Here is a 24,434-nt window from a genome sequence, read left to right on the forward strand (position 1 = left end):
AAACCCACAAAAAACTTATGAAGTGAAAGCAAAAATAGCTAAAAAGCAGATAACATCCAATTTTTTGCATTATTTAATATGCTGGATAACATGGTAGTTTTCCTTTGTAAATTGAATTTGATTTTATAAACGGGTGAAAGTCAAGAGAATTAGTGGGGAGGAGAGGAGGAGGACAGCGAAGGAGGGTGATTTAGAAATAACGTTTAATTAACAGTTGTTGCTTAATGCAACAACTGTTTTAGGGCAGAATCCATTCCTTTAAAGTTGAATGAATCAATGACTTGCTTCATTTTATGTTCGATTTCCGGAAGGCATAAATTGCCAATACTACCGGCATGGGTATGGTTAACTTGGCGGCTTGGTTGGTAGTCCCCTTGTTGGATTTGCTTACCCACCTGGATGTAGGCATCGCGGAATGGAACACCTTGCTGAACCAATCGGTTAACATCTTCTACACTAAAGAGGTAGCGGTAACGATCATCTTCCAGAATATTTTCTTTGATTTTCATTTCGCCTAAGGCAAAGTTAGCGATCTGGATACAGCTTAGAAGTTCTTCAAAAGCAGGCAGGAAAACTTCCTTGATAATTTGTAAGTCCCTGAAATAACCACTTGGCAGGTTGTTGAGCATGAGTGTTATCTGGTTCGGAAGTCCTTGAATTTTATTGCAATGAGAGCGAATGAGCTCAAAAACGTCCGGGTTCTTTTTGTGTGGCATAATGCTCGAGCCGGTTGTTAGCTCGTCGGGTAAGCTTACAAATCCGAAGTTTTGACTCATAAATAGACACACATCGAAAGCTAGCTTGGATAAGGTTGCTGCCAATGAAGCCATCGCAAATGAAACAGTTTTTTCCATTTTCCCACGTCCCATCTGGGCATAAACAACATTGTAGTTCATGGTTTCAAAGCCAAGCAGGTCGGTGGTCATTTGCCGGTCAAGTGGAAATGATGAACCATAGCCTGCAGCCGATCCCAGTGGATTTTGATTGGTGATTTTAAATGCCGCCTGCATCAGGGTCAAATCATCGGCAAGACTTTCGGCATAAGCACTAAACCAAAGTCCAAATGAAGAAGGCATGGCAACTTGTAAATGGGTGTAGCCGGGCATCAGTTGGTCTTTTGTTTTTTCGGCTTGGCTAAGTAGGGTTTTAAACAAGTCGTTGGTTGCATCAACCAACTGGCGGATTTGGTCTCTGGTAAATAATTTCAGGTCAAGCAGTACCTGGTCGTTTCTTGAGCGGCCACTATGGATCTTTTTCCCCATATCTCCAAGCTTTTCGGTGAGCATGGATTCCACTTGTGAATGCACATCCTCAATGCCATCTTCAATAACAAACTGACCATCTTCAGCTTGCTTGTAGATGGCTTTTAGCTCATTCAGCAGGCTGGGGAGTTCTTCTTTCTCGAGCAATCCGATTGACTCGAGCATAGTGATGTGGGCCATGGAGCCCAAGACATCAAAAGGAGCCAGGTATAAGTCAAGTTCCCGGTCTTGTCCAACAGTAAAATCTTCAATTAATTTGTTTACAGGTATGCCTTTATCCCAAAGTTTCATGATGTATGTATTTTTATAAGCCTGTGGTAAGCGAGATACGTGTAGGCGTTTTTGTTGTTCTAAAAAATGAAAAAAATCTGACCAAAGATACTGATTTTGGAAACATTATTGGGAAGTGCTCTTGTCACGGGGGAAGAAAGCTTTACTAATAATAAAAAAAATGCCAACTTTACCAGTTGTAAAACCGGTCTGAATCGACGGCCATATTTTAACAGGCATTATGCTACAAGATAAACTGTTTCAACGCATTTTTATAGCGATGGTGATAACTGCATTAGTCAGTTATTTTTTTGGTTTTTTTATTGATTTTACCCGCGATGCTGGTAAGTATGCTACTGTTGCGAAAGAGATTTTTGAAAACGGGAACTACGTCAATTTGACCGTGCATGGTATGCCATACGATCAGAAGCCACCTATGTTGTTCTGGTTGGGAGCACTAGGCTTTCAGCTTGGAGGGGTATCCAATTTCTGGTTTAAGTTTCCTGTGTTCCTTGTTATTTTGCTGGGAATTTATTCGACCTACCGTTTGGGGAGGAGCATGTATAATAAGGATACTGGGATTATTGCCGGAAGCTTGCTGTTCTTTTCGGTGATGTACTGCTTGTACAGTATGGATATTCATACCGACACGCCGTTGCAGGCTTTTGTAGCACTTGCGCTTTGGCAGTTGTATGACTTTATCAAAACAAAACGAACAATAAACTGTGTGTTGGGCTTTGGAGCCATTGGTTTGGCCATGCTTTCCAAGGGGCCTATCGGAATGGCTATTCCCGGGTTTGCTGTTGGTGGGCATCTGTTGTTGAGCCGGAACTTTAAATCGCTGACTGACTACCGGTGGTATCTGGGGGTGGTGTGGGCCTTTGTAGTTGCCAGCCCCGCGTTAATTGGCCTGTTTAATCAGTTTGGATGGGAAGGCATTGAGTTCTTCTTTTGGAAAAACAATGTTGGGCGGATGACCGGAGAGTATGTTGGTGCAAACAATACGGATTACTTCTTTTATATACACAACCTGGCTTACCTGTTTTTACCTTGGTCTTTGTTGTTCTTTGCGGCAGCATTTCTGGAGTTTAAACAGCTTTTCCGGGCGCGGTTTAAGGCGACAGAGTATTTCACCCTAACAGGGATTTGGGTGTTTTTTCTGATTATATCCATGTCGCGAAGCAAGTTGCCCAATTACATGTTTGTTATTTTTCCATTAATTGCTGTCTTGACAGCAAAGTGGATTGAGATTGCCATTCGAGAGAAAGACCGTTTGTTTAAAGGGTTTTTTGTAACCCAGAATATTGTTACTGCTTTACTTTGGGTAATGGTGCTGGGCTTGACCGCTTATTTGTTCCCACACCATAATCCAATCTTCTGGGGGATATGGTTAATCATGGGTGGGCTAACTTTTTGGGTCTATAAAAAGGCTAAAAGTAAAGCTGCTCGCTTGTTGTTGCCTTCAACCATTGTGATTGTTGGATTGATGTTGTATTTAACCGCTTCGGTGTTCCCCTTTATTTTTAAACATCAGGCACCTCCGAAAGCAGCGCGCTATTATACCGAGCATGCAGCAGAGGGCGAGAAATTATATAATTATCGCTACAGGCAGTATGAGCTGTTCTTTTATAGCGATCCGCAAGCTCTTCAACTTGGAAGTCTTGATCAGTTGAAGCAAGTTGCACAAGAACCCGGTTCCTGGATTTTTACGGATGATGTTGGCGTGGGGGACTTGGAACGATTAAATGCAAAAACAGACACAATTATAGAATACAGGCACTTGTATTTGAACCGTGGAGGAAAGTTCATTCTTCCGGGTAGACGGGATGAAGCTCTGAAGCCTTTATTTTTGGTGAAGCTAAAATAGTTGACCATTTCTTAGGGTGAAGGGAGTTATTGCCTACTCATGTTAATCAAGTTATTATGAATCTATTGGATAAGCTCGAGCGAAAGCACTACTTCTTGCTGGCGGGTTGGTTGCTGATCAACCTTGTGCAGGCGTTTTTTACAGAAATGCATGCTGATGAATCGTACTATTGGTTGTACTCACGTCATTTGGATTGGGGATTTTTTGACCATCCCCCAATGGCTGCTTTCTTAATTTTTTTAGGAGACTCAGTTGTGCACGGAGAGTTGGGGGCACGCTTTTTCTCCATTTTGCTATCGACCTTTACGGCAGCATTGGTGATGAATGAGCTAAATGAAAAGAAGGATTTTGTTTTTCTGGGAATTTTCATGATGTCGTTTCCATTGGTTCATACGCATATTGCCGGTTTCTTAGCTTTACCCGATACACCATTGGTTTGCTTTACCTTGCTGTTTTTCCTGGTTTACCGTCGCTTTGTTGAGGAGCCAGGCTGGAAGTTGTCGGCTTGGTTAGCTGTTCTGGCAGCGGCTATGATTTACAGTAAGTATCATGCCTTTTTAGTTTTGGGACTAATTGTCCTATCAAACCTGAAGCTTTTAAAGAATAAGTATTTCTGGGCGGTGGTCATCGGTGCAGTGGTGCTGCTATTGCCTCATATCATTTGGCAAATCAGTAACGATTTCCCCACCTTTAAATACCATTTGATGGGGCGTTCAAAGCCTTTGCAGTTGAAATACTTTGGTGATAATATCATTAACCAATTATTGGTGGCTGGCCCATTAACTGGGGTTTTACTTTTATATAGTCTGAAGAAATTTAAAACGCACGGAGATGTGTTTCGGCGAGCGGTGATTTTTACCATCGTTGGCTTTTATGTGGTTCTTTTAGTGATGAGTTTTTGGAATCGGATTGAAGCTCACTGGACCTCGGCCATTACGCCATTGTTGATGATTGCAGCTTATCCGCTGATTACCGATAATCCGGCTCTGAAGAAATGGTTTAAACGCTTGGCTTTGCCGGTGGTGGTCATCTTTTTTATTTTCCGATTTTATCTGGCTGCTAATTTTATTCCCAATGTTGGCATGATTAAGTTGGCTTTTTATAACCGGGAAGCTACCTCCGAGAAGATCCAGGAAATGGCTAATGGCCGTAAAGTTGCTTTCTTTAACAACTGGGCTTCTCCGGGGATGTATGAGTTTTACACTGGCGAGGAAGCAGTGCATATGGCAATTCCAGGATACCGCTACACGCAGTTTGATTTGTGGGATGATGAAGTTTATGGTGAAGGAGATTCGCTGTTTGTAGTGATTCCGGATCGCATGAAAAATGATAACCTGATTCAGCTGCCCAATGGAAAACGAGTAACAACAAGTATTAGCCCTGATTTTCAGTCATTGAAAAAATTGGATGTGGCCGTTGAGGATGTGAGCTATACTCCAACCGTAATCAAGGTGAAGATGGTGTTGGCGAATCATGCTGATCATCCGATTTATTTGGATCATCCGTCACAGCCTGCTATTGGTTATATGCAAAAAGGCGATGAGATTGATAAAATTCCCTTGGCCAATTTTAGTGCTGATAAGGAATTGGCTGTTGGAGATCAGCTGCAACTGGAGTATCAGATTTCGAGGGGAAATCTTGAGCCGGAAGAAAAGCTATTGATTTTTACGCAGACTGTTGATCGTAACCGGGGGCAAGTTGTCGCTGTAACTAATAAGTAGAGCGATCTGCAGAGAATTAGAAAGACAATTTTAAACGAGTTAATTACAAACCATAAAAGTATTGCCAGAAATATGCTTACCAATAATTCAAAAGATCAATTGATAATTAAGATTCTAATTGCTTTTGCTGCGATCGTTTATCTAGTGGGATTGTTTGTTGATGTAGCCGGAGATGCTGCAAAGTATGCTGCAATTGCCAAAAATATTTATCATTCAGGAGATTTTGTCAACCTGACAATTCATGGTGATGCCTACGACCAGAAGCCTCCGTTCTTGTTTTGGCTATCCACCTTGGGCTATGCCCTGTTTGGAATCAGCAACTTTAGCTTCAAGCTTTTTCCGGTTCTTTATGGTTTGCTAGGATTGTTTTTTGTCTACAAACTCGGAAGCAGCATGTATAGTAAGCAGGTTGGTAAGCTGGCAGCCTTGCTATTGGGCTTCTCCGAAATCTATTATTTATATAGTGTTGATGTACATACCGATGTGGTATTGCTTTCGAATATGGCTTTTGCCTTGTGGCAGCTGCATGAATACTTAAAGAGCAAGAAGGCTGTTAACTTTGTGCTGGGCTTTTTCGGTGTGGGTTTGTCGGTGATGACCAAGGGGCCCATTGGCTTGTTTGTGCCTGCCTTGGCTGTTATTTCCTACCTCTTGTTTAATCAACAATACCGCGAGCTGTTCAATCCAAAATGGATCTTGGGGCTGCTGATTACCTTTGTAACGGCAATCCCAGCCTTTTATGGTTTGTATAATCAATTTGGGCTTGAAGGGATTGAGTTCTTCTTTTGGACCAATAACTTTGGTCGGATTGCAGGAACCTATGTGGGAAGTACAAATACCGACTATTTCTTTTACCTGCATACCCTGCTTTACATTTTTGCTCCTTGGGGATTTGTTTTGTTTTTTGCCATATTCTTTGAGTTTAAAAGTCTGGCTGGGCGAAAGGCAAACAAAGCGGATTATTTCCTGCATGGCGGAATTTGGTTATTCTTTTTAATCCTTTCGGTAGCCCGGGGAAAATCGCCGAACTATATTTTAATCATTATGCCTTTGCTGACTGTTTTGCTGGCAAAATGGCTCAATTACTTTTTGGAAAAGCCTGAAACAGGCCTTTATCGGGTGGTGACCAAGTTGCAAGGGGCAATTGTCGTTTTGTTATGGGTTTGCCTGATGTTGTTTGTGGGCTACTTATTCCCCATGAAACAATTTGCGTATTGGGGTTTGATTGTCGTTGGCCTTGTGGGAACCTGGTTCATCTATAAACAAGGATCAACTCCTGCGATCCGCTTTTTTGCACCATCTATGTTGGTCATTACTTTATTGAGCTTTTTCCTGAACGCGCATATCTTACCCTATATCTTTCAATACCAATCGTCGATTGTGGCGACAAGAGTGTTTAATGAGAAGGCCGATGCTGATGCCAGGTTGTATAATTACGATTACGAGCAGTTTGAATTGTTCTTTTATGGACGTGATGAGGTTGAGTTGATCGAAGATTCAACTGAATTAAAAGTCGTGACAGCGAATCCTGACTCGTGGATCTTCTGTTATGAGAAGGGCTTGAAGGATATTCAGGCGCTTGAGGTTCCTGTTGATACCATTTATGAGTTTAAGCACCGTGGCGTGTATCGAACAGGTATCCAGTTTATTAATCCATCATCTCGTGAACGATCTTTGGGGACTACTTTTTTGGTAAAACTCAAGTAGCTTTCGAAAAGAATAACTGATGTAAGCATAAGGAGTACCTTATAAAAAATAGATCCGAATTACTTTTGCTTGCTCTAAATCAAGTTAGAGGAAGTGACAAGAAGCCGTTTTTCATTGAAAAACGGCTTCTTGTTTTTTATTCCTATGGTAAAATAGGGGGTGGTTTGGCAAAAAGTTAGTTTTTTTCTCGATGAGGTGTCTTTCTGATGGGGTGTTTGTTAAAAATATATTAATTTGTCAGTGTTGGGCTTTGTTTTTAGGGGGTGTGTTCTAAAATGACGATACTTTTGAAGTGTTGCTCCTCGAAAAAAGGGGGGTAGTTCAGAAAAAAGAGCATTTTCTGGGATAAGACGTTAGAGCAAAGCAAAATTTTAAACAAACCCTAAAATTTTAACATCATGAGAAAAACACTGACTGTATTCTTTTTTTTGTTGGCCGGAGCTTTGTCTTTAAATACACAGGCACAAGGATGGGACACTGGAGCTGATTTTGTATCGAGCTATGTGTGGCGTGGAACTAAATTTGGAACAGGGCCTGCTGTGCAGCCTTGGGCTGAATACAGTACCGGCGGTTTTGCCATTGGGGCTTGGGGCTCTTATGGATTTACCGATGATGAAGCGGCGGAGGCTGACCTGTATGCCAGTTATGGCTTTGATCTGGGGGATGCGTCGGTGTTAACCGTGACGCTTACGGACTACTACTTTCCGGGAACCAATTATTTTGATGGTGATGCTCATTTCTTTGAGCCGATGTTAGGCGTTGAGCTAGGGACCTTTTCGTTTGCGGGAGCTTATATGATTGGCTCCGACGCTACGGACGTGAGTGATTTGTACCTGGAAGCCGGACTCGAACTTGGTTCGGTGGCTTTAACTCTTGGAGCAGGCGACGGAGCTTACACCATGGATGGTGATTTTAATGTCTGCAATATCGGAATTGGGACAAGCAAAGAGCTGAAAATAACAGACTCCTTTTCAATTCCAGTGTCGGGAGCGGCCATTCTGAATCCATCTTCTGAGCAATTCCATATTGTGGTTAGCCTTTCTTTATGAGGTAATTAACTCAAAAATAACCAGGATGAAACGAGCATGAAATTTTTCATTCAAAAATTACATAAACAAGAATGAGAAATTTTTATGTGAGAGCGACGGATGGAGCGGTTCCGTCTGTCAAGTTTGAATTTTTAACTATCAGGAAATTAAAATTTATACCAATGAAAAAGATTGAAGCAATAATTAGGAAGACCAAGTTTGATGAGGTGGCCGATGAACTTCGTGAAGCAGGTATTGAGTTCTTCTCCTTTTGGGATGTTCGGGGAGTCGGACAAACTCGCCAGGAGCGTATTTACCGTGGTGTGGTGTACGATACCAGCACCATTGAGCGAACCATGTTGTCGATTATCGTTCGGGACAAGAATGTGGAGAAAACGGTGTTGGCCATTATGAAAGCGGCGCGAACCGGAGAGATTGGTGATGGAAAGGTTTTTATCTCGGGAATTGAAGAGTCTTACCGCATTCGGACGGGAGAGTATGGTGATGAATCTTTATTCATCAAGGGAAAAGAAGAGTAGTTGTTAACGAATTAAAATGAAATTATCATGGAAGAACTCGCAATGTCGATAAACAATATATGGGTTTTGGTTGCCGCTTTTTTGGTTATGTTTATGCAGCCTGGATTTGCAATGGTGGAAGCTGGTTTTACACGTTCAAAAAACACGGCCAACATTCTAACGAAGAACTTGGTGGACTTTTCAGTTGGATCGATTATCTTCTGGTTGGTGGGCTATACGATCATGTATGGCGAGTCGATTGGTGGATTGATTGGGATGCCTGAATTCTTTTTCAATGACAATGGCATTGGTGATTATACCAATAAAACAGATTTGATATTTCAGACGATGTTTGCCGCAACGGCCGCAACGATTGTTTCCGGAGCTGTTGCAGAGCGTACAAAGTTTAATGCTTATATCATTTTTACCGTTGTTATTACGCTGTTTATCTATCCTATTTCCGGGCACTGGAAGTGGGGTGGTGGCTGGCTCGATCAACTGGGATTCCTGGATTTTGCCGGCTCTACCATTGTACATTCGGTTGGAGCTTGGGTAGGTTTGGCCGGAGCAATAACCTTGGGACCCCGTTTAGGGAAATACGGAAAAGATGGAAAAGCCAAAGCCATTCCGGGACACAACCTGACCTTTGGAGCTTTAGGAGTGTTTATTCTTTGGTTTGGCTGGTTTGGATTTAACCCCGGATCACAACTGGGGGCGGCCGGCAACGACAATGCACTGGCAATTTCTCACATTGCATTAACCACCAACCTCTCTGCCGCAGCTGGGGCAATGGCAGCTTTGTTTTTTTCTTGGTTCAAATTTAAGCGCCCCACCTTATCGCTGGCATTAAACGGTGCATTGGCCGGGCTGGTCGCGATTACAGCTGGATGTGATATCGTATCACCTGGGGGAGCTGTAATGATTGGACTGATAGCCGGTGTGTTATTGGTCTTGAGTGTCGAGTTTTTTGATCAGGTCTTGAAAATTGATGATCCGGTTGGTGCAATCTCAGTCCATGGTGTTTGTGGCGCTTTTGGAACCTTGGCTGTTGGATTGTTTGCCACGGATGGCGGCCTGTTTTACGGAGGAGGAACTTCTTTATTGCTAGCTCAGCTGATTGGTGTGGCAGCAGTGTTTGCCTGGGCTTTCCTTACTGGACTAATCCTTTTTAGAGTCTTGAAAGCAACCATTGGTTTGCGTGTGTCCAGAAGGATTGAGGAAGAAGGCCTCGATGTTTACGAACATGGGGAAAGTGCTTACAATTAATCATCAGCCTTCATGTTATTTTTTTCTCCTGGGGTCTGTCCAATTGGGCAGGCCCCTTCCTTTGTGATGAAAACGAAAAGGACGATAATTGCAGCTGTTCGGATTGGGGGTAAGCGATAAAGAATAAGGATCGATTAACGCGGGGGTAACTTGTTTTTTATTTTTTTGCACAAACAATTGGCTTGGCTTATTGTCGTATTAGTAAACCCATTTCTATTTTATGCTTGAATTTAAATTGTACACGGCGCAGGAGAAGCCTACGCCAATGGAAAAAGAGGATCTGATTGACTTTTTGTATCATCACTTGGAACAGTATGGCGATGCCCGTTCGGCAATTGAAAAAGCCATTGACTATTCGCTGGAAAATTACACTTCGTTTGGTGGCTTTGTGTTGACAGCTACCCGGAATAATGAGCTTGCCGGGGTTGTTGTAATCAACCGGACGGGGATGAATGACTATATTCCGGAGAATATTCTGGTATACATTGCGGTGCACCCTAAGTTCCGCGGACAAGGACTTGGACGGAAAGTGATGCAGGAAGCGATCAATCAAGCTGAAGGAAACATTGCTTTGCATGTGGAGCCGGATAATCCTGCTCGTTTGCTCTATGAAAAGCTGGGCTTCAGCTCCAAATACCTGGAAATGCGCTTAGAGAAAAAGTAGATTTAGGAGAACGGTGGTCTGTGGACAGTGGTGAGTGGTCTGTGGACGGTGATCAGTGTTGAGTGATCGGTGTAAAGTGGATCTAAAATTACTCCCTGCTTTTCGTCTTTACCTCTATGTCCTTAGCTCTTGGCTCTCTGTCCTCCGCTCTTATTTCTTCTTTTCTTTTAGAATTTCCTGCAGGCGATACATTTCATCGCGCAGGCGGGCGGCCTCAATAAAGTCAAGTTCTTTAGCGGCAGCCTGCATTTCTTTTTTCGTTTTCTCGATGGTTTTTTCCAGGGCATCGACATTCATGTATTGAACAACCGGATCAGCAGCAACATCCAAATGATCGGCACCACCCGCGTATTCTTTTTGTTTGTTTTCGCGGTACTCGTAACCAATGATTTCGCGTGTCGGTTTGATGATGGCTTTGGGGGTAATCCCATTTTCCTCGTTATAGCGCATCTGTTTGGCACGTCGGTAGTTGGTTGAGTCGATTGTTTTTTGCATCGAGTCAGTAACCTTGTCGGCGTACATAATCACCATGCCGTTGAGGTTACGTGCTGCGCGCCCTGCAGTTTGGGTGAGTGAGCGCTCCGAGCGCAGAAAGCCTTCCTTGTCCGCATCAATGATAGCGACCAGCGACACCTCCGGAAGGTCGAGCCCTTCCCGTAGCAGGTTGATTCCCACCAATACGTCAAAGCCTCCTTTGCGCAATTCCTCCATGATTTCGATACGCTCAATGGTGTCTACATCCGAGTGAATGTAGCGTGTTTTAATGCCCATATTAACCAGGTATTTGCTTAGTTCTTCGGCCATGCGCTTGGTAAGTGTGGTCACCAGCGTGCGCTCGTTCTTCTCAATGCGCAGGTTGATTTCATGGATGAGGTCATCAATCTGGTTGGCGGAAGGACGTACATCAATGATTGGGTCAAGCAGTCCTGTTGGGCGAATGATCTGTTCAACAACCACGCCTTCTGATTTTTCCAGTTCGTAGTTGGCTGGGGTGGCACTGACGTAGAGCGTTTGATTAACCAGGTCTTCAAACTCTTCAAACTTTAGCGGACGGTTATCGATGGCTGCCGGCAGGCGGAAGCCGTATTCCACCAAGTTGATTTTTCGGGAGTGGTCGCCGCCGTACATCGCCCGGATTTGGGGGATGGTCACATGGCTCTCATCCAGAATGGTCAGGAAGTCGTCAGGAAAATAGTCGAGCAGGCAGAATGGGCGCGTGCCTGCTGCCCGGCCATCAAAATAGCGCGAGTAGTTCTCAACACCGGGGCAATATCCCAGCTCACGCATCATTTCCATGTCGTATTCCACCCGTTCCAAAATGCGCTTGGCTTCCAGGGGCTTTCCAATTTCCTTGAAAAACTCCACTTGATTTAGCAAGTCATCCTGAATTTGGTGAATGGCCAGCTTCATCCGTTCTTTGGTTGTTACAAAAATGTTGGCCGGATAGATGATGGCTGTTTCCATCTCATCGATGGTGGCTCCATTGGCCGGATCAAAACTGTAAATTTCTTCGATCTCATCTCCCCAAAAAACCACCCGAATGGCCTTGTCGTCGTAAGCTAGGAAAATATCAATGGTGTCGCCTTTTACGCGGAAGTTCCCCCGCTGAAAGTCGACTTCGTTGCGGGAGTAAAGTGCATCGACCAGCTTATGTAGAAACTGGTTGCGATTGAGTGTTTGTCCAACGCTAACGCTGGTTACGTTGGCATGAAAATCTTCGGGGTTTCCAATACCGTAGAGGCAGGAGACCGACGAAACAACCACCACATCACGCCTTCCGGATAAGAGGGACGAGGTGGTGCTGAGCCGCAACTTCTCAATATCCTCATTAATGGAAAGGTCTTTCTCGATGTAGGTATCGGTGGTGGGCAGGTAAGCTTCGGGTTGGTAATAGTCGTAATAAGAAACAAAGTATTCCACCGCATTCTCCGGGAAAAACTGCTTCATTTCGCTGTACAGCTGGGCTGCCAGTGTTTTGTTGTGGCTCAGAATGAGGGTTGGGCGTTGCACTTCCTCAATCACTTTGGCCATGGTGAATGTTTTTCCCGATCCGGTTACCCCGAGTAGGGTCTGGTGGCGCTCGCCTTCGCGAATGCCAGCTGCCAGTTGCTTAATTGCCCCGGGCTGATCCCCCGTTGGTTGATATGGTGAAACTACTTTTAAATCCATGTTCTTTTCGTCCTAATTTCAATGTTCCCGAATTGCTGATCATTTATCAATTCCTGTTAGCCTGTGTCCGTTCTCCGCTTTCCCGTCTCCGTCTTGCTTACTGCCAGTTCAGCTGAAGGTAAACCGGAAAGTGGTCGGAAATGCCTCCGTAATAGTTGGGGCCACCGTAGGTTCGGTTTGGCGATACTTGTCCTTTTTTATTCCGGTACTCCATCCATTCTTGCTGAAAAACTTGCCCCAGTTGGTCAGTAACAACAAATCCCTTTCCACGAAGCACCGAAGCTGAAACAACCAAGTTGTCCAACATGTTCCAGTTGCCGCGGTAGTTGTAGCTTCCCTTGTGCTGTTCATCCAGCGGAATCATCAGGTTGTAGAGTTCCGCTTTGCTGTTGGGGGCTTGGGCGTTGAGCGCTTCAGCCAGGCTTTTGTTGTCCGGTTCGTCGTTCATATCACCCATAATGATGATCTTGGCTTTGGGGTCGTCAGCCAATAGCTCATCTACTTTGGTTTTGAGCGTTTCAGCAGCGACCAGCCGGTTGGGCTGCGATTTTGCCAGTCCGCCCCAGCGCGAAGGCCAGTGATTGACAAACAGGTGTATTTTATCTTTTCCCAACTTGCCATAAACGTGCAGGATGTCTCGGGTTTCAAACCCAGGATCAACCAGCAGGGCTTCGTGGTGAATCAATTTGAATTCTCCTTTTCTGAACAGCAAGGCCACATCAATGCCGCGCTTGTCGGGGCTGTCGATATGGACCGTTTGATAGTTACCCTGAGCCAGCGGAGCTGTTGCTGCCAAATCTTCAACAACCTGGCGGTTTTCAACTTCACACAAACCAATAATCTCAGGTAGCTCTTCCAGACTAACGGCTCCCAGCACCCGGCTTAAATCTGCCAGTTTCTTGGCGTATCGTTCACTATTCCACTTTTTTTCTGCTTCCGGCAAAAATTCTTCGTCGTTGATGGCCGGATCGTTGATGGTGTCAAACAAGTTTTCAACATTGTAGAAAACAACGGTTGCCTGCTTTTTGAGCGGGTCTTGCTTACAGGCGCCAAGAATAAGAACGAGCAGCGCAAGTAGAATAAGTTTTGATTTCATTTTTGAGCTTCTTTGAATGTCTGATTATTGATAAACGGATTTGCCCCTAAAGTTAATCAATCTGCTTGGAGTTGAGTTGCTGTGTTTAAAAGTTCCTGAGTTGGTATCACTCCCTGCGTTTTTTACTGGTGAACGGTGATCTGTGAACTGTGGTCGGTGATCAGTGAACGGTGGTCGGAACGTTCGTCTTCAATCTTAACGCTTTGCTCCATGCACTTTGCCCTCTGCTCCATGTACTCTGCCCTCTGCTCTCTACCCTCTGCATTCTTGATCTGTGCCCAGTGATCAAAAAATCCGGTTTCCTGTCTCCGTTTTCCGTTCTACCGGGTTGCTACTCTTGCCCGATGGTTACCTCGTAGTGTTTGGTGACATCCACCACTTGCATGCCTGCTGTCTGGGCGGCTTGAATTCCCAGGATGCCATCTTCAAAAACAAGGCAGTCTTTGGGAGCAACACCAATCAACTCGGCACACTTCAAGAAGGTTTCAGGATGGGGCTTGTGATGGGTGACATCGTCGGCTGAAACCAGCTTGTCGATGTATTGGTCCACTCCAATCAGGTGCATGGATTTTTGCGAGATTTGGCGGCCACCACCGGTTCCAACAGCCATTGGTAGCTGACCATGATAGCGATGGATAACCTCCATCACTGGCTCTACCGGGCGCGCTTTGTGCATGTTGTTTTCGTATTCCTGTTCTTTGGAGTCGCCCATTTCCTGCGGATCAATATTTTTATTGAAAAGTTTGTTCAGCTTTTCAACCGTTGGGTAAAGCGGAATGCCGGCTAACTGCTCAAACAGCTCGGTGGTGAACTCAATTCCGTAGCGAGCTGCCGCATTTTTCCAGGCAATATAATGAATCGGCATGGTGTCGGAGATCGTTCCATCCAGATCAAAAATCAATCCTTTAATCTCCGGGCTTACTTCTATTTTTGCTGTCATGTTTCTGTGTTTTCCAAAATGAGCAGCAAAAATAGCCAAATTCTACCGAACACGCCTAAGTTCAGCATTACCAAAAAATTAAGACTTTAAGCCGGTGAAAATAGGCGGCCCGAAGTCCTGTTGAAAAAGCAGGCGAGGGCTTATTCTTTTTTAGCTTATTTCGAATCTCTATTTTCTTCAATCCTTTTGAGTCGCTCATCAAGTGACTCCAGCCCTTTGAGTAATTCGTTAAATCCATTTTTTAATATATAAGTGATGCCTCCTACAAAAATTAGGATGGCGATGAGAATGATAAATTCCATGGTTGAGGTGTTTAGTTTTTAATCAAGTTTTTTATAAATATCTGCTTTTGCTCGTGGTTATAAATATCGGATATTGGTTGTTCTCAAGGCTTATTTTTTTATTGCCTTTAAAATTCTTTCTTCTTTAATTAAAACATCTTTCATGAGTAATTGATAAGGAAACTGCTTGTGTTTTGATTCTCGAAATCCATCAAGAATGTTTACGAGAGAAGCAGCTGTTATTAATGAAAGGTTTATTTCAAATTCTAAGTCACAGTCATTTACAAAATCATCGCTAAAGTCAGGAGCAACAAGAAGTGATTTTACAACATTTAAACCTTCTTTTTTTGCTAAATCAACGTATGACTTTATCTGTCTGGAAACGGAACTGAATTTATTATATCCACTTTCTTTTACTGTTTTACATTCGATTATTATTATGTTGTTATTGCCTAGGTTTAGTACAAGATCGATTTTGTTCTTTGCAGTGTTTAGTTTTTTCTTTAAAGATTCATCAACATTAAACCCTAGCTGTTCAAAGATCTTCTGAGTGAGGCACTCAAACTTTAATCCTAGCTCACTTTCTTTAATAACAATGCCATTTTCTTTTAATAGATTCAAGTTTCGAAAACCAATTGCGACATAGTTTTCAATTAGTAGGTTTTCTGAATCTTTGTAGGCATCTAAGATGTTAAGAACTAAATCACCTCTAGATTTCAATTCTTTAGCCGTAATGAAGGTTTTAAGGTCTTCAGTCGGTAGAATGTCGAGAATGTCACGCGGTTTAATGTTAAAATCTAAAAGAGTACTGCTATTCAAAACTGTCTCGTCAGGCATCTCAAATTCATTTAGCACTAAATTTCTAAAAGACTTTAATTCATCATTTATCTCAATAAGTAGTTTTTCGTAACCTTCAACTGAAATGCCGACTTTTTCATCAAGTTCAATTTCATTGAAATGGGCAACAATGTTATCAATCTTTTCTTCGAGTGTACCTCCTTTTAAAGTGTTTGCAATTTTCAACCTTTTACACCAAATATCAGTAACCGCTTTTTTTCTATCGGTTAAGTTCGTTCCATCTTTGTGCATACTGCTTTTAAGCAGATTTGAAAATGAAATACCCTCTTTTATAATTTGTTTGATTTTTGATTCATAATCAAGTTCTTTAACATCAATGTTATGTTTGCGACAGATGAGATTTATTTGTGATTCTTTTAAGGTCTTAAGCACTCGTCGGAAGTATTTGTCTGCAATTTGTTTTTTTCTGACTTTTCGCAAAACACGAACAACTTCATCTGCTACATAAATCAGATTGTTCTTTTTCGAGAAAAATATTACTCCAATATTTTTAAGGAATGTTGTTACAGTGTCAATATCTGATTTTTCAGGTGGAATGATTAGGTAGTTGATTAGTTTTACTTCTTCTTGTGATAGTTCTAGTTGATTTGTTAGTGTGAGCAAAATTGATAATTCATCATCCGTGATTTTTGAATCCCGGTTGTTTTCAGAATCATTGTTATAGGCCGTTTCTACACATGCTTTATAGATGAGATAGTCACGTTTCCTCAATTCGCTAATTTCAGATTTGTCAGATTCAAGTTGTGCTTTTAGTTCTTTTGTTTTCCTTCTTATTTTTACCAATTCTCTTTCGTAGAGCCTAGCGAACCAATCTTGTTTTAAGATGTTGTTTCCGTCCTTTATAATTATATCAATTAAAATGTCTAGTTGCGAGGTTGTATTTACAAACTCCGCTTTAATGGTTTCTGCAAATTCATCTTTTATTAGGTCGAAAACCTTGGCGATGTTAATACTGTCAACGCTTTTTAGATTATTACTGCTTTCAGAAAGAATCTTATCGATTTCTTTACTGTTTTTGGGATTGGAGGATTTGATGTTGTCAATAATTTTTAAAAAAGAATTTTTTTCAAGAGAATTAACATTGTCAAGGACTTTTTCAAGTTTCATAGTTGCAGGTTTTTTGTTAGTATTTTACTCTTCAATGATGAAGAGCTTTTGTCGTTTTCAGATTTGCAATTTCTGGTAATAACCTAAGAGATGTTTTTGCTCCCATCACCTCGTCTCCTCTTTATTTTCCTAAACAAACAGCAATTTACCAAAACAAAATGATAAATTGGATTATGTTTTTTATGCTATAGAGCGTGTTGGCTTTGGGTCCTTCCTGCGGAAGGTTTAGCTGTCCTGTAACCCTTTTTGATTGTCCTGTAGGTTTTTTTCTGATCCTGTGCCCTTTTTTGTCGTCCTGCAAGCTTTTTTTGTAATCCTGCAGGGTTTTTTCGGGCCCTGCAGTCAGATTTTGTAATCCTGCGTAGCAGGGAAGGGGACAAGGCCGCAGGGAGGCTAAAAGAACAACAGGGCGCCCCTGCATACTTGCAGGACGCCTCTGAAGGGTGCAGGGACTTGATGTTTACTTGTTTCGTGGTGGGCGTTTGGCGCTATTCGGGTGTGATTTCCAGTTGGTTGTGGAGTTCTTTCAACTCCTTCAGCGTTTGGGTGTAGTTTTTATTAAAGCGGAAGCGTATCGTCAGCACAAACGCCAGGATAATGGAGAACGTGATCAGGGCTGTAATAGCATGAAAAGAGTTGGTTAATAGCCAGGAGGTAAAAGGAATGCTAAACCCTAAAATGATGGCGCTGGCATAGATGAGAATTCCGTATCGGCTTTTGATGCGGATGTCCTTTTCAACTTCCCGGATGCGGTATTCCAGCCATTCTTTCACCGGGCTGTTGCGTGCGAATTTATTCATCGTTCGGGCTGAGCGCTCCCAAATCAGGTACGATACGCTTAAAATCAGAAGTGCCCCGAGGTCAATTAGTTTTAAGCCCAGGCTATCGTTGCCAACGGCCAGGTTGATGATCAGGTAAAGGCTGACAGCATAAATAATGAGCCGAAGAATCCAACCGGGCTGGATGGTTTTCATCGCCTTTCGTGCAGATTTAACAACGAGCTCATTCAGCTCAGCATCAGAATAAGGTTTGATCTTGGTGTCGACTTTCGATTGCCAGATGTCTTTTATATCAGTGGTTTTCATGTGTTTGGGATTTGAGGATTAACGGTTGAATTGTTTTTGTAGTTGGGTTTTTAAGCGGTGTATTTTCACGCCTACATGCGATGGGCTAATGCCAACAATGTCGGCAATCTGTTCGTAGCTAAATTCTTCGAGGTACAGAAGCATAATTGATTTGTCGATTTCATTTAACCGGGACAAGGCCGCGAGCAATTGCTGGTAGTTGGCATCTTCGTTGAACTCCGGTTGTTCAACCATGGAAAAATCGGGAAGTGACTCCTGAAAGGTCAGGTTGCAATCTTTCCTTATTTTAGAGATTGAGGTGTTGATGGCCACCGAGTAAATCCACGAGGCGGGCTTGTTTTTGTTTTTTAGCGATGGAAAGGATCGCCATAATTGAAAGACCACTTCCTGAAAATTATCTTGCTTGTCCATGTCGGTTTTGAAATAGATTAAGTTCACCTTATGGATGATGCCTTGATAATCCGTTAGTACTTTCAAAAATTCATCGTGTACAGGGTTCATAAGTTGTTTTGTTTTTCAACATAGTCGGAGCTGGGCGGCATTTATTACAAAATAGAAGAAAAAAGTTGAAGGACTTACTCCAGAGGATGGAAGCATGTAACTTTTTTGAGAGGGATGGGGTAATCTAAAAACAGGTGGGTATTCTCCACTTTTTCAACGATGCAAAGCAAACTGGTTAGAGATGGCTTTTGATTGGCTGCAAGGGCTGTTAAAACAACCAGTTTCCAATATATCAAAAAAAGAAAGGAGTAATTTATGAAGTACCTCATGCGAGTGAAGTGGCCCACGGCTGCAAGTAGTAACGATTTTTTGAAAGACCCAAAGTTTGGTGAAAAGATGCAAGAAGCGCTTGCAGATGTGAAGGCTGAAGCGGCTTATTTTACGACACTCTGTGGAAACAGGGGGTGTTTTATCGTCGTGAATATGGACGACGCGTCGCAAATGCCAGCTATAGCTGAGCCATTTTTTATGTGGCTGAAGGCTGAGATTGATTTCTACCCGGTAATGACTCCGGAAGATCTCGGAAAGGCGGGGTCGTCGATTGAAAATGCGATTAAAAAGTGGGGATGATGATGCAGGCTGTTTAGCTGGTTTTTGACTTTGGATAGTCGCTGCGGTTCCCCATGGTGAAAAAGGACAACTGGTTTTAAAGTTGCCCTTTTTGTTTGTGTGAAAACGGATTTTTTTTCGATGCTTTTTCCATTACCGAAAAAAATAAACACTTTTGACCAAATTTTGGGAAATATGGACCGACAAGCATTTTTAACGTTGACCACCAGTTCGCAATGGGTGTTGTTTCTGGGAATTGGTTTAATCATTTTTTCGTGGGTTGAGAAGAAACGGCTGATCCAGCAGTTTGGACAAGGAACTTTTGTTGCTTTGGGGCTGTTTGCGCTGTGGGTAATTTTGTCGGATCAAATTGTGGTGCCGGAAAATATTTCAGTAAAGACGGTGCCGGTGGAGGCTAAGGCGCTCACCTATTTTACGGGAGTGGTGGCTGCCGGAGCAATCGCTGTTGTGGCCTTTATCCTCGGGAAATTGGAATCGAGCTGGGCCAAAGTTTCCAATATGATTCTGCTTGCTGTGGCAATCGCCTTGTTCTTTATGGTGTATACGATTCAGCAAATGTAAAGGAGGGAGAACGGAGAGTGGACGGTGATCAGTGGTGTGTGATCAGTGGACGGTGGTGAGATATCAAGTCCCCAACTTCTCCGATAGGAGAAAGGATTGGCCTACAAGGGTTTTGATTCAGAAAACAAGGGGAGACATGGTGAGGGATCTGGGTAAGAAACTCTGTTTGACAATCCCGGTTATCCGATTGTGATCGGAGGATCGGGAGAGGAGTTGAGTTTCTCGGCATGGCTGACCCGTAGTTTTCTATTAAAAGGCTGGTCAGCCTTGATTCTTTTGGTTCCTTTTCTCATCCAAGGAGAAAAGGAATTGTCATTAAAAAACTTGGCGCATGCTTGCCTAAGCGCTATTCTACAACTTCACAGTTACACCAGTAATCATTTTTACCTTAATATCCTCAATGCGTTGCCTCGAGCTGATGCTTTTGCCCCGTTGGGGCGTGAAGAAGTGGTCGGTGTTCTGTGGTCAGTGGTAGGTGGACGGTGATCAGTTTTGGGGATGAAAAAAGGCCATTCCAACTCGGAACGGCCTTTCGTTATTGCGTAGCTTTTTAGCTATTGTGCTGCATCTTTACAGGCATTGTAAATACCTTCAAACAATTCTTTTACATCGGAAGCGGCTACGGCCGAGAAGGCTACCCGAAGCACATTGTTCAGGTTAATCAGTCCAATGCTGTACTTTTCAATCAGGATTTGACGAACCTGTTCGCCATCCAGGCCTTCAGCCAACTGTACACACATGAAGTAGCCCGAGTTGTAGGGCAGGGCCGTGAAGTATTGTTGGTACTTGTCGTCTTTCAAAACTTCTTTTACCGCTTGGTAGCGGGTATTCATAATCTCGAACTTGGCCTCCTTTTGTGCGTGGTAAGCTTCGTTTTCGAAGGCACTCAAAAGCAGTGACTGCGAAACGTTGGCTGCGTTGGAAATGTTTCCACGAACGGCTCCACCGGTTTTGGCTTCCAGGGCTCCGTACAATTCAGCATCGCCACCTTTCACTCCGTAAGTCATAAAACCAACACGGAATCCCCACACATAATCTTCTTTGGTTGGTCCGTCAATTTTCAGGGCCAATACGTTTTCGTGCAGGTCGCTCAATGGGGCAAAAATACTTTCCGGTTCAATCCCTTCTTCGTAAACCAGACCGAAATAGGCATCGTCGGAGAAAACCACGATTTTATTGCCAGCTTCTGCCGATTCTTTAATAATGCCAACAATGGCTTTAATTTCTGCTTGAGTTGGGGTGTATCCTGTTGGGTTGTTTGGGAAGTTCAGAATTAAAATCTTCTTGCCAATGCCGCCTTCAGCCAATTTTGCACGGAAAGCTTCCAAGTCAAAGCCACCATCTTTAAACAGGTTAAACTTGCTTAGCTGAGCTCCATAAGCATGCGTCAGAATCAGGTTGTAGTTGCCCCAGAACAGGTCGGGAACAATGACTTGGTCGCCTTCATCAACAAACAGGTAGCCAGCCATGCTCACCCCGTGGGTTAGCGCATTGGTCACTACCGGAAGGCTTAATGTTTTTCCTTGCAATGAAGGGTTTTTTTCAAAAATCATGCTTTGCCACTTCGCCCGGATGTCGGGACGGCCAAAGCTGGGTGCATATGGGAATACCAACGATGGATCGAGTTTGATATTAGATTCAATGCTTTCCAAACGCATGGGGCTGCCATTGTCTTCGACCGCGGCTCCAATGGTCGCATTAATCCGGGTGCCTTTTGCATCGGCTGTCTGTCCCAGGATTCCCTTTTTAGGGAAGAAAATGTTTTTCCCTTTAGCTGATAAAAGGTCGTAAATGACTGGGTTTTTAGCTTGAATAATCTTGTTTAATTCCTCGGCTTGTGGATTCATATTTAAGTATTTTACTGTTGTTTAGAGTTTCCCCTGATCTAAGTCCGGATAAAACGCCTGCAATTTAATTAAAAAACTTTATCGAATGGCTTTTTTCTTTCATATTGAAATTGAAAAACACAATTTTTTCACAAATTGTAAAAAAATGACCCGTTTTTTGTAGAATCAGCTTTCGATTTGAAACTACTTTAACAAATCTTCGTCACGAATGATCATGAGAATGGACGAATGGGGCAGAATAATGTATTTTTCTTTGTTGAATTCGATTTCAAAACCACTTTTGGCCAGGTAAATGGCCAGGTCCCCAACATTGGCCTGTAGTGGAACATATTTCACTTCATCTTTTTGTTCTTTCCAAGGTTCGTTATCATCGGTCATTGCAGGAATGGGATAGCCCGGTCCAACCTTAACAATATACCCACTTTGTGTTTTTTCATTTTCCTGAACGGTTGGAGGCAGGTAAAGCCCCGATTTCGTTTTGGTTTGTGGGCTTTTTGGCTTGACCAATACCCGGTCTCCAACCATGATAAATTTTGCGAGATCCTTTTCTTCGATTATGAGTGACATGACTGAATATTTTTTGCTGCAAAGATAAAACTTATCCCTGTAGTGTGGAATGGAAATCGGAAGTAGATGTTGGATCTTTGAAGGCTAAGCAGAATCGAATGATTGACTGTGGGGTAAGCACTTTGTTTAGTCAACCAGCGGCAGGGTGAACCTGACTTTGGTGCCTTTGTCAGGGGCGCTTTCAATAACAATTTCTCCCTCGTTTTTGTGGACAAACTCTTTGGTCAGAATCAGGCCAATCCCAGACCCGGGTTCTTGCATGGTTCCGGGGTTTGAAAAAGATAGCGATGAGTTAAAGCGAAGCAGTGAGGCATCATTCATTCCCACGCCTTTATCGCTAACGCTGATTTGCATTTTGTCGTCTTTCTCTTTGGCCGAGATCCGGATTTCACCGCCAGAATGAGAGAACTTGATGGCATTGGAAACCAGGTTTCTTAAAATGGCACTGGCCATGTGGTAGTCGGCATAAATTTCAGAATTGCTTCTCATCTTCAGAAAAACCGAGAGTTTCTTTTCTTCAATCAATGGGTTGAAGAGTTCAATAACTTCGCGGTAAATCTTTTCAAGCTTGAAGGCAACCGGTGCATATGGAATATGGTCCATCTGTACTGTTGACCACTTGAGCAAGTCGTGCAGAAGTTTGTAGTTGTTTTTGGAAACACCGGCCATGTGCTTAATCAGCTTTTGCTTGTCTGCGTTGGAGAGTTCGTCGTATTGATCATTCAGCAAAGACGAAATTGCCATGAAGCTGCCAATGTGGTCGCTCAAGTCATGCGAAATAATAGACAGAAATTTCTCGCGGTTGACTGCCAGATTTTTATAGCGCTCCTGGCTGGTACGTAGCGAGATCGACATTTTTTCGAGCCGGCCGTAGAGCAATTCAAAAATAAACTCGTTGGCAAAGGCAATGGTGGCAATAAATAGAAATACAATGGAAAGCCTGAAAAGCATGGACTCGCTGTAATTGGGGCACCAGCTAGCCTCGTTGAAGGTCGCGTAAATCACCGTGTTGATGATGAAGAAGGCTAGCAAGGCCATAAATCCACGTTCTTTTCCCAGAATCAGAATAACAGGCAGAGGCAGCATGAGGGCAAAAGCAATCCCGGATCGGTTACTTCCGCCAGTCAGGAAAAAGAACGAGCTGATGATGAAAATGATGCCAACAAAAAGAATGGAGGCCGTCAGCAGCTTTTTTTTCTTCCGCAACAGCCAAAAGGTAAACGCAGCCACCACCAGGCATGCTGTGTTAAAAAGGGCTGTGCCAAAGTCATTTTTATAGATATTCATTCCGATGAATACTCCGATAGCGGCAAAAAAAAGGAAAAAGAAAAGATTCAGGAGAATGCTTTTCTTTTTTTCTTCCAAGCGCTCGAATGAGGTATTATCCGCATTGAAAAGAAATCGTTTTAAATAATAGTTTATCAGTTCGCTCACGACCAATTATTATTTCGTACTAAAATAGCCAATTCAAAGAACTAATGCACTACCTGTTGTGCAGAAGTTGCTTGTTCCTGTAAATTGAGTCGGTAAAATATGGTTTCGAGTAGTTCAATTGGTGTTTTTGAGGATGAACTAGCGAAGAAGTGAACTGGTTCTGTCAAGATTAAGCTGAAAGCAACAAGCTGCATTAATGCCCGAGCTACCAATAAGCAAAAGCCAGCCAACGGAACTCATTGTCCAATGGCTGGCTTGTAATCTTTTTATTCCTGGGCTTACTTGTACTCTCCGGTTACATCCGAAAGAACTTCGTAGCCTGTCTCGGTAACCAGTACGGTGTGTTCAAATTGAGCTGAAAGTTTACCGTCGCTTGTACGGGCAGTCCAGCCATCGTGTTTGTCTACACGAGTTGTTGGACGGCCTTCGTTAATCATTGGCTCAATGGTGAAGGTCATTCCCGGGCGCATCAGGTCGCCGGTGTTCTTACGCGCAATGTGATCAACCTGTGGTGCTTCGTGGAATTCAATTCCGACACCATGTCCACAAAATTCGTAAACAACACTGTAGCGTTGTGCTTTGGCATATCGGGCGATAACAAAACCGATGTTACCGACGAAATTCCCCGGACGAACTTGTTGGATTCCCAAATCCAGACAGTGCTTGGTTGCTTCAATCAGCCGTTTGGCTTTATCTGAAGCTTCTCCGGCGGTGTACATTTTACTGGTGTCGCCAAAGTAACCATTCAAAATGGTGGTTACATCAATGTTTAGAATGTCTCCTTCTTGCAGGATTTGTTTTTCACTTGGAATTCCGTGGCAAACGACTTCGTTGAGTGATATGCATGTGGCTTTTGGATAACCGTTGTACCCAATGGTGGCAGGAATTGCACCATGGTCACGTACAAATTCTTCAATTTTGTTGTTCAGGAATTCGGTGCTGACACCCGGTTTTATGTAGTCTTCAATCATAATTAATGATTGTCCGGCCAACTGGCTACTCTTCCTGATTCCCTCAATTTGTTCTGGTGTTTTAATTATAATATCACTCATTCTGTAGAAAAAATTTTCGCAAAAGTCGTAAAAGCTTCTTTATTTTCAAAGCTGAACAATACT

General features: G+C 43.0%; 21 protein-coding genes and 1 pseudogene. 10 read left to right on the top strand and 12 right to left on the bottom strand.

Going from position 1 to position 24,434, the window contains the following annotated elements; translation table 11 throughout:
* Window positions 1-221: 221 nt before the first annotated feature.
* Window positions 222-1,553 (bottom strand): argininosuccinate lyase, encoded by a 1,332-nt coding sequence (gene argH / locus BM156_RS07690; protein WP_093919244.1) that lies wholly within the window; start codon window positions 1,551-1,553, stop codon window positions 222-224.
* Window positions 1,554-1,773: 220 nt separating this feature from the next.
* Between argH and BM156_RS07695 the strand changes: the two genes are divergently transcribed.
* The 7 genes from BM156_RS07695 to BM156_RS07725 all read left to right on the top strand — a co-directional run bounded on the left by BM156_RS07695 (window position 1,774) and on the right by BM156_RS07725 (window position 10,303).
* Window positions 1,774-3,399: an ArnT family glycosyltransferase gene (locus BM156_RS07695; protein ID WP_093919245.1), complete on the top strand. Its 1,626-nt coding sequence runs from the start codon at window positions 1,774-1,776 to the stop codon at window positions 3,397-3,399.
* 56 nt (window positions 3,400-3,455) lie between these two features.
* Window positions 3,456-5,120: an ArnT family glycosyltransferase gene (locus BM156_RS07700; protein WP_139218230.1), complete on the top strand. Its 1,665-nt coding sequence runs from the start codon at window positions 3,456-3,458 to the stop codon at window positions 5,118-5,120.
* Window positions 5,121-5,192: 72 nt separating this feature from the next.
* Window positions 5,193-6,827 carry an ArnT family glycosyltransferase gene (locus BM156_RS07705; RefSeq protein ID WP_093919247.1) on the top strand — a complete coding sequence of 545 codons (1,635 nt, stop codon included), beginning with the start codon at window positions 5,193-5,195 and terminating at the stop codon, window positions 6,825-6,827.
* A gap of 398 nt (window positions 6,828-7,225) precedes the next feature.
* Window positions 7,226-7,876, top strand: coding sequence for a TorF family putative porin (locus BM156_RS07710; protein WP_093919248.1), 651 nt, complete (start codon window positions 7,226-7,228; stop codon window positions 7,874-7,876).
* 161 nt (window positions 7,877-8,037) lie between these two features.
* On the top strand, window positions 8,038-8,394 hold the full coding sequence (locus BM156_RS07715; RefSeq protein WP_093919249.1) for a P-II family nitrogen regulator: 357 nt from the start codon (window positions 8,038-8,040) through the stop codon (window positions 8,392-8,394).
* A 27-nt stretch (window positions 8,395-8,421) separates the two neighbouring features.
* Window positions 8,422-9,639: an ammonium transporter gene (locus tag BM156_RS07720; protein WP_093919250.1), complete on the top strand. Its 1,218-nt coding sequence runs from the start codon at window positions 8,422-8,424 to the stop codon at window positions 9,637-9,639.
* A gap of 220 nt (window positions 9,640-9,859) precedes the next feature.
* Window positions 9,860-10,303, top strand: coding sequence for a GNAT family N-acetyltransferase (locus tag BM156_RS07725; protein WP_093919251.1), 444 nt, complete (start codon window positions 9,860-9,862; stop codon window positions 10,301-10,303).
* 150 nt (window positions 10,304-10,453) lie between these two features.
* On the opposite strand, the gene uvrB is transcribed toward BM156_RS07725, so the two are convergent.
* The 7 genes from uvrB to BM156_RS07760 all read right to left on the bottom strand — a co-directional run bounded on the left by uvrB (window position 10,454) and on the right by BM156_RS07760 (window position 18,340).
* A complete protein-coding gene (uvrB, locus tag BM156_RS07730) occupies window positions 10,454-12,472 on the bottom strand; it encodes an excinuclease ABC subunit UvrB (RefSeq protein ID WP_093919252.1) in 2,019 nt (672 codons plus the stop codon).
* Window positions 12,473-12,569: 97 nt separating this feature from the next.
* The gene (locus tag BM156_RS07735; RefSeq protein WP_093919253.1) at window positions 12,570-13,568 is read right to left on the bottom strand and encodes an endonuclease/exonuclease/phosphatase family protein; all 999 of its coding nucleotides are present in this window, start codon (window positions 13,566-13,568) and stop codon (window positions 12,570-12,572) included.
* Between the two features lie 331 nt (window positions 13,569-13,899).
* Window positions 13,900-14,508, bottom strand: coding sequence for an HAD family hydrolase (locus BM156_RS07740; protein WP_093919254.1), 609 nt, complete (start codon window positions 14,506-14,508; stop codon window positions 13,900-13,902).
* 155 nt (window positions 14,509-14,663) lie between these two features.
* Window positions 14,664-14,810: a hypothetical protein gene (locus tag BM156_RS20680; protein WP_170846889.1), complete on the bottom strand. Its 147-nt coding sequence runs from the start codon at window positions 14,808-14,810 to the stop codon at window positions 14,664-14,666.
* Between the two features lie 90 nt (window positions 14,811-14,900).
* Window positions 14,901-16,754: a hypothetical protein gene (locus BM156_RS07745; RefSeq protein WP_093919255.1), complete on the bottom strand. Its 1,854-nt coding sequence runs from the start codon at window positions 16,752-16,754 to the stop codon at window positions 14,901-14,903.
* Between the two features lie 488 nt (window positions 16,755-17,242).
* Window positions 17,243-17,839: a hypothetical protein gene (locus BM156_RS07755; RefSeq protein WP_093919257.1), complete on the bottom strand. Its 597-nt coding sequence runs from the start codon at window positions 17,837-17,839 to the stop codon at window positions 17,243-17,245.
* Between the two features lie 18 nt (window positions 17,840-17,857).
* Window positions 17,858-18,340 (bottom strand): RNA polymerase sigma factor, encoded by a 483-nt coding sequence (locus BM156_RS07760; protein WP_093919258.1) that lies wholly within the window; start codon window positions 18,338-18,340, stop codon window positions 17,858-17,860.
* Between the two features lie 255 nt (window positions 18,341-18,595).
* Here BM156_RS07760 and BM156_RS07765 point away from each other — a divergent pair, with 255 nt between their 5' ends.
* From BM156_RS07765 to BM156_RS07775, 3 genes are all read left to right on the top strand, one after another.
* On the top strand, window positions 18,596-18,910 hold the full coding sequence (locus tag BM156_RS07765; RefSeq protein WP_093919259.1) for a DUF3303 domain-containing protein: 315 nt from the start codon (window positions 18,596-18,598) through the stop codon (window positions 18,908-18,910).
* Between the two features lie 174 nt (window positions 18,911-19,084).
* A complete protein-coding gene (locus BM156_RS07770; RefSeq protein WP_139218231.1) occupies window positions 19,085-19,471 on the top strand; it encodes a hypothetical protein in 387 nt (128 codons plus the stop codon).
* Window positions 19,472-19,660: 189 nt separating this feature from the next.
* Window positions 19,661-19,957, top strand: coding sequence for a hypothetical protein (locus tag BM156_RS07775; protein WP_093919261.1), 297 nt, complete (start codon window positions 19,661-19,663; stop codon window positions 19,955-19,957).
* A 68-nt stretch (window positions 19,958-20,025) separates the two neighbouring features.
* On the opposite strand, the gene BM156_RS07780 is transcribed toward BM156_RS07775, so the two are convergent.
* From BM156_RS07780 to map, 4 genes and pseudogenes are all read right to left on the bottom strand, one after another.
* Window positions 20,026-21,318, bottom strand: coding sequence for an aminotransferase class I/II-fold pyridoxal phosphate-dependent enzyme (locus BM156_RS07780; protein ID WP_093919262.1), 1,293 nt, complete (start codon window positions 21,316-21,318; stop codon window positions 20,026-20,028).
* 183 nt (window positions 21,319-21,501) lie between these two features.
* Window positions 21,502-21,885, bottom strand: a complete 384-nt coding sequence (locus BM156_RS07785) for a co-chaperone GroES (RefSeq protein WP_093919263.1) — start codon at window positions 21,883-21,885, stop codon at window positions 21,502-21,504.
* 126 nt (window positions 21,886-22,011) lie between these two features.
* Entirely contained in the window at window positions 22,012-23,319 is a 1,308-nt protein-coding gene (locus BM156_RS07790) for a sensor histidine kinase (protein ID WP_093919264.1), read from the bottom strand.
* Window positions 23,320-23,597: 278 nt separating this feature from the next.
* Window positions 23,598-24,374: pseudogene (gene map, locus BM156_RS07795) on the bottom strand (type I methionyl aminopeptidase); the annotation flags it as partial.
* Window positions 24,375-24,434: the final 60 nt, after the last annotated feature.

This window comes from Sunxiuqinia elliptica, from assembly GCF_900113005.1.
Lineage (GTDB): Bacteria > Bacteroidota > Bacteroidia > Bacteroidales > Prolixibacteraceae > Sunxiuqinia > Sunxiuqinia elliptica.